This window comes from Segeticoccus rhizosphaerae (assembly GCF_009192725.1).
In the GTDB taxonomy this organism is placed as follows: Bacteria; Actinomycetota; Actinomycetes; order Actinomycetales; family Dermatophilaceae; genus Segeticoccus; species Segeticoccus rhizosphaerae.
The window spans coordinates 1-5,580 of sequence record NZ_VOHR01000250.1 but is presented as its reverse complement, the minus strand read 5'-3'; the positions used below and the strand labels follow the sequence as shown (position 1 = coordinate 5,580).

Annotated in this window: 5 protein-coding genes; 3 read left to right on the top strand and 2 right to left on the bottom strand. The window is 73.1% G+C overall.

The window, feature by feature from the left end; genetic code table 11:
- Together FRW57_RS16375 and FRW57_RS16370 are read left to right on the top strand one after the other, a co-directional pair.
- Positions 1–1,343 (top strand): sensor histidine kinase (locus FRW57_RS16375; RefSeq protein ID WP_152186500.1); only part of this gene is annotated, 1,343 nt, incomplete at its 5' end.
- Positions 1,344–1,487: 144 nt separating this feature from the next.
- On the top strand, positions 1,488–2,681 hold the full coding sequence (locus FRW57_RS16370; protein WP_152186499.1) for an alpha/beta hydrolase: 1,194 nt from the start codon (positions 1,488–1,490) through the stop codon (positions 2,679–2,681).
- Between the two features lie 39 nt (positions 2,682–2,720).
- On the opposite strand, the gene FRW57_RS16365 is transcribed toward FRW57_RS16370, so the two are convergent.
- On the bottom strand, positions 2,721–3,488 hold the full coding sequence (locus tag FRW57_RS16365) for a GAF and ANTAR domain-containing protein (RefSeq protein WP_238999464.1): 768 nt from the start codon (positions 3,486–3,488) through the stop codon (positions 2,721–2,723).
- 61 nt (positions 3,489–3,549) lie between these two features.
- A complete protein-coding gene (locus FRW57_RS16360; protein WP_152186498.1) occupies positions 3,550–4,473 on the bottom strand; it encodes an SGNH/GDSL hydrolase family protein in 924 nt (307 codons plus the stop codon).
- 133 nt (positions 4,474–4,606) lie between these two features.
- Here FRW57_RS16360 and FRW57_RS24515 point away from each other — a divergent pair.
- Positions 4,607–5,580 (top strand): phosphatidylglycerol lysyltransferase domain-containing protein (locus tag FRW57_RS24515; protein WP_152186497.1); only part of this gene is annotated, 974 nt, incomplete at its 3' end.

Sequence of the window (5,580 nt, the reverse complement as noted above, 5' to 3'; positions counted from 1 at the left end):
CCCGGTCGACCGTCGCTGCGGTCGTCACGGTCGCGGCGGCGCTGCTCGCGGGCGCCCTCCTGCTCTCGCTGCTGCTGCGGCACGCGCTGACCTCGACGGTCGAGGGCGACGCTCGTGCCCAGGCCGCGCAGGTGGTCCGGCAAGTGGAGTCGGACAGGCTGTCGGCGCTGCCGGACACGCTCGCCGACGAGAACCGGCGCGGGCAGAGCGTGCAGGTCCTCGGCCCGGCCGGCCACGTGGTCGCTGCGTCGTCCGTGCCCGCCAGCGCGCAGCCGCTGACGAAGGCCCGTCCGGCGCCCGGCGAGGTCGTGGTCCGGGAACGCTCGTCGCTCCCCAGCCTCGGCGAGGGGCACGATCCCTACCTGGTCGTGGCCCGCGGGATCACGCGGGAGGGCGCCGACTACACCGTGGTGGTCGCCGCACCGCTCAAGCAGCGCGAGGAGGCGGTGGAGACGGTGCTGTTGTACCTCTTCGCCGGCATCCCCCTGCTGCTGCTGTTGGTCGGCGGCGCCACGTGGGTGCTGGTCGGTCGGGCGCTGCGGCCGGTCGAGCGCATCCGCTCCCGGGTGCGCAGCATCACCGGGGCGCGCCTGGACGAGAGGGTGCCGGTGCCCCGCTCCGGGGACGAGGTGGCCCGGCTGGCCGAGACCATGAACGAGATGCTCGACCGCCTCGACCGGGCCCACGGTGAGCAGCGCCGGTTCCTCGCCGACGCGAGCCACGAGCTGCGCTCGCCGCTCTCCACGGTGATCGTGGGGCTGGAGGTCGCCGCCGCCGACCCGAGTGGGCAGGTATGGCGTGAGACGCACCCCACGATGCATGCCGAGGCCGAGCGGATGAGCGAGCTGGTCCATGACCTGCTGTTGCTCGCCGAGGCCGACGACACCGGCCTGCGGCTCGACCGGATCGACGTCGACCTGGACGACCTGGTCGACGCCGAGGCCCGCCGCCTCCGGGCCCTGCGCCGGGTCGGCGTCGCCGCACAGATCGCCCCGGCCAGGGTCCGCGGCGACGCCCGCAAGCTGGGCCAGCTGATCCGCAACCTCGCCGACAACGCCGTCCGGGAGGCCCGCGAGCAGGTCCGGCTGACGCTGGCCCTCGAGGACGACGAGGCGCTGCTGGTCATCGAGGACGACGGGGACGGCATACCGCCGCAGGACCGGGAGCGGGTGTTCGACCGCTTCGTCCGGCTCGACCCCGCCCGTGAGCGTGGGCAGGGCGGCACCGGCCTCGGGCTGGCCATCGTCGCCGAGGTCGCGCGGGCGCACGGCGGGACCGTGCGGGTGGTCGAGTCGCGGCTCGGCGGCGCGCGGTTCGAGGTGCGGCTCCCCCGGGTGCGGTGAACCGGAATCTGGTGGACCGCATGTGGTGGACCGCATGTGGTGAGCCGGCTGTGGTGAGCCGGCGGGACTCAGCGGCCTCCAAGCGGCATACGCCGACACTGGCGACAGGTCGGCATACCGGCCTCGCGCATCTCGGGAGGGTTGATGAGCCTGCTCGGCACGTCGTTGATCGTCCTGCTCGCCGTGTTGGCGGTGCTCTTTCCCGTCGCCACCTACCTGCTCTGGTCCCGGGTGCGGGGGCCACGCCCGGTGCGTGCGGGGTCGCGGGTGGCGCTGCTCGTCGGGGGGCAGCTCACCACGCTCGTGCTCGTCGCGGCCCTGGCCAACGACTACGGCGACTTCTACACCTCCTGGTCCGACCTGTTCGGCGGCGGCCAGGTCAACATCAACCAGGCGACAGTGCTGCACGCCGGCGGCCCACAGGTCAGCCGGAGCGTGCATCGCCACCAGCCCGGGGATCCGGCAGTCCACGGCGTCAGGCTGGACGTGAACAAGGCCGACGCCCACGACCTGCGGGTGGTCGGCGACACCAACTTCTCCACGCGCTCGCAGTGGGCCGTCCGCGGCCGGGTCGAGGCGGTCCTGCTCTCCGGACCGCAGTCGGGCCTTTCCGCGGACGGCTACGTCTACCTGCCGCCGCAGTACTTCCGGCACCGCTACGCCCACCACCGCTTTCCCGCGGTCGAGGTCCTGACCGGCTACCCCGGCTCGGCCCAGGGCGAGGTGTCCTCGCACCAGGACTACCCGGGACACGCCCTGCAGGCCGTGCGGGCCCACAAGGCGGGGCCGATGGTCTACGTCTTCCTCCGCTCCGCGGTGGTGCCGGTGCGCGACACCGAGTGCACGGACATCCCCGGCGGGCCACAGGCCGAGACCTACCTCGCCCAGGACGTGCCCACCGTCCTGCAGTCGGCCCTGCGGGTGCGCCCGAACGACTGGGGTCTGATGGGCGACTCCACCGGGGGCTACTGCACCACCAAGATCCTGATGCACCACCCCGACACCTTCCGCGCCGGCGTCTCCCTGTCGGGCTACTACCACACCATCCACGACCCGACGACCGGCAACCTGTGGGCCGGCAGGAAGCCGCTGAAGGACTTCAACAACCCGGAGTGGCTCGCGCAGCACGAGGCCCCGCCGCCGGTCTCGCTGATGGTCACGATCAGCAAGCAGGAGAGGACCTACCGCGACACGGTGCGGTTCCTCCACCTGGTCCGGCCGCCCATGCGGGTCACGGCGGTCATCCTGCCGACCGGCGGGCACAACTTCGTCACCTGGGGGGCCGAGGTGCCCGGCGCGCTGGCCTTCCTGTCCCAGCACCTGTCCGCTGGCTCCTGAGCGCCGGCGGGGTACCGCGAGCCCGGGGTCCGGCGTGGCTCAGCGACCGGTGTCGGCGTCCTGGTCCGGCAGCGAGCCGCTGCGCACCAGCTCCGCGGCGACCTCACGCAGCTTGGTGTGGGTGTCGTGGCTGAGCCTGGTCAGGACGAGGAACGCCTGCTCGGGCGTGATCTTGTAGCGCTCGGCCAGGATGCCCTTGGCCACCCCGATCAGGTCGCGGGTGGCGACCGCCTCGCGCAGCTGGTCCTGCTTCTGAGCGTCGGCGACCGCGATCGCCGCGTGCGCCGCGAAGAGCAGGCCGACGTGCTCGGACTCGTCATCGAAGGCGTCCGCCTTGGTCGAGAACAGGTTCAGCGCGCCCAGGTTGTCCCCCTCGACATACAGCTGGAACGCGAGCATGCTCAGTGCCCCCGTCTCGGCGGCTCGCGCGGCGAACGCGGGCCACCGCACGGCGGTCCGCAGGTCATTGATCCGCACCGTCTGGTGCTCGAAGGCCGCGTCCAGGCACGGGCCCTGCCCCGTCTCGGTCTGCAGCGCGTCCACCTGCTGCGGCAGCGGACCGGTCGCGTGGTGGCTGTCGACGAACCTCCGCGAGGTCACCACGCTGACCGAGCCCTCCTCGGCGCCGGGGACCAGCTCCACGGCCGCCGACACCATGGCGTCCAGCGTCGCGGACGTGTCGGTCTCGTGCTGCAACTCCCTGGCCAGCTGACCGAGTCGCACGGCCAGCAGGTCACGGTCCGTCATCGAGCCGCCCGACTCGGCCGAGGGCTCCCCCTGGGGGCTGGCGTGCGTTCTCTCGCTCACCGGGCACCACCCTTCCCTGGCTCGTCCCCGACCGGGAGCAACAGTAGCCAAGGCGGACGCCTCACGAGTGGGACTCGATCGAGCTGGTCGCAGCGAGGAGTGCCTTGGCGATCACCTCGTGACCTGCCGCGTCCGGGTGGTCACCGTCGGGCGCGAGCAACGGGGTCGGGTCGCGATCACCGGTGGGGCTCTTGAACGGCGCATAGAGGTGCACACAGGTCGCACCGGCCGCCGTGGCCACCTGCGCGATCTGTGCGTTGAGAGCCCGGGTGAGCCGGTCGCTCCACCGCAGGTATGCCGTGCCGTGCTCCTGGCGCCCCACCTCGCCATCGACGAACACGTTCCAGTAGCCGGTGACCAGCACCTGCTGCGGCGCGCTGCCGCGCAGCGCGTGGATCTGCCGGACGATGGCGCCGACCCGCCGGCCGACCGCCGCGACCGCCCCGTCATAGCAGGTGTTGTCGCAGTCGGAGCCGAGCCAGCGCGGCAGCAGGGGTCCGAGGTCGTTGGCGCCGATCGTCACCAGCACCACGTCGGCCGACGCGACATCTCGCCGGGTCGCGGCGTCGCTTCGCAGGTCGTGCAACAGGTCGACGCTCGTGCTGCCGCCCTTGCCCAGGTTGATCGGCCGGGCGGGGCCGCCCTTGGCGGGTGGCAGCTGCGCGGCATACCTCTGCACGAACGTCTCGCAGTCGCAGCCGTAACCCGAGGTCACCGAGTCCCCGAGGCCCACGACGACCGGCGGGCGCGCCGGCGTCGCCGCGGGGGCCGACGGGGTGGTCGAGGACGTCGTCCTGCTGGTCGTGCTCCGGGTCGGCAGTGAGGACGGGGCGGACCGTGAGCTGGGCGGTGTCGACGACGGGACCGATGACGACGGCGCGGAGGCAGCCGAGCTGGCCGGCCCGCAGCCGGTCAGAACCAGCAGGAGGGCGACTGCCCCGAGCAAGGCCGGACGCAGCGCTGCCACGGGGTGGACGGTGTGCACCCGCGGGACGGTACGCCGACAACCTGTTCCGCGCGCCTCGCAGACGTGCGCTTCTCAGCCTGCTCTCACCTCGCGGCTGACACGCTGGCGAGCGGTGGTCCGGTTCCCACCCTGCTCTTGTGGAGGTGACGCGGTGACGACCAACATGGCGACGGTACCCGGGGGGCTGGCCCGGCTCTGGCGGCGCCGCACCGCGTGGGCGCCGGCCCAGCTGGCCCGGGTCACCGCCGTGGTGGGGCTGCTGATGATCGCCACCGAGGCGATCCCGCACAGCAACCGGCCGGTGGAGCTCGACCTGCTCATGGGCGTGCTGCCGCCCTTCGCGCCGCACGCCACCCGGCCACTGACCATCGCCGCCGGCACGACGCTGCTGCTGCTCGCGGGCGGACTGCGGCGGCGCAAGCGGCGGGCCTGGCTGGTCGTCATGGCGATCACCGTCGGCGTCACCGTGCTGCATCTGCTGCGCACCCGGGAGCCGGAGGTGATCCTGCTCGGGGTTGGCCTGCTCACCCTCTTGTGGAGCACCCGCAAGGCCTTCACCGGTGTCGCCGATCCCCGCTCCAGACGGCACACGCTGACCGTGCTGGTGGCGTCGACGGTGATGGCCTCCCTGGTGGGGCTCGCGGTCGTCCTGCTGGATCCCGACGGGCGGACCGGACCGGACGGTGCGCTCGCCGTGCTCCAGCAGGTCGCCTACGGACTGGTGGGCCTGCGCGGGCCGATCCGCTTCGTCGACGGGCACCAGGCGATGTATGAGGGGACGACCCTCGCGCTGCTCGGCGCCGTCGCCGTCGTGACCACCCTGGCCAGCCTCCTGCGGGCGCCGTCCGGGCCGGCCGCCCTCACCGAGCGCGACGAGGCCCGGTTGCGCGAGCTGCTCGGCACCCGGGGCAGTGACGACTCCCTCGGCTACTTCAGCCTGCGCCGCGACAAGTCGGTCGTCTTCTCCCCGACCGGCAAGGCGGCGGTCTGCTACCGCGTCGTCTCCGGCGTGAGCCTCGCCGCCGGCGACCCGGTCGGTGACCCCGAGGCCTGGCCGGGTGCCATCGAGGCGTGGCTGCTGGAGGCCCGGCGCTACGCCTGGGTGACCGGCGTCCTCGGGGCGAG

Coding starts and splice junctions, on each gene's coding strand:
- FRW57_RS16370 (WP_152186499.1), top strand. CDS start 1,488: ATGAGCCTGCTCGGCACGTCGTTGATCGTCCTGCTCGCCGTGTTGGCG.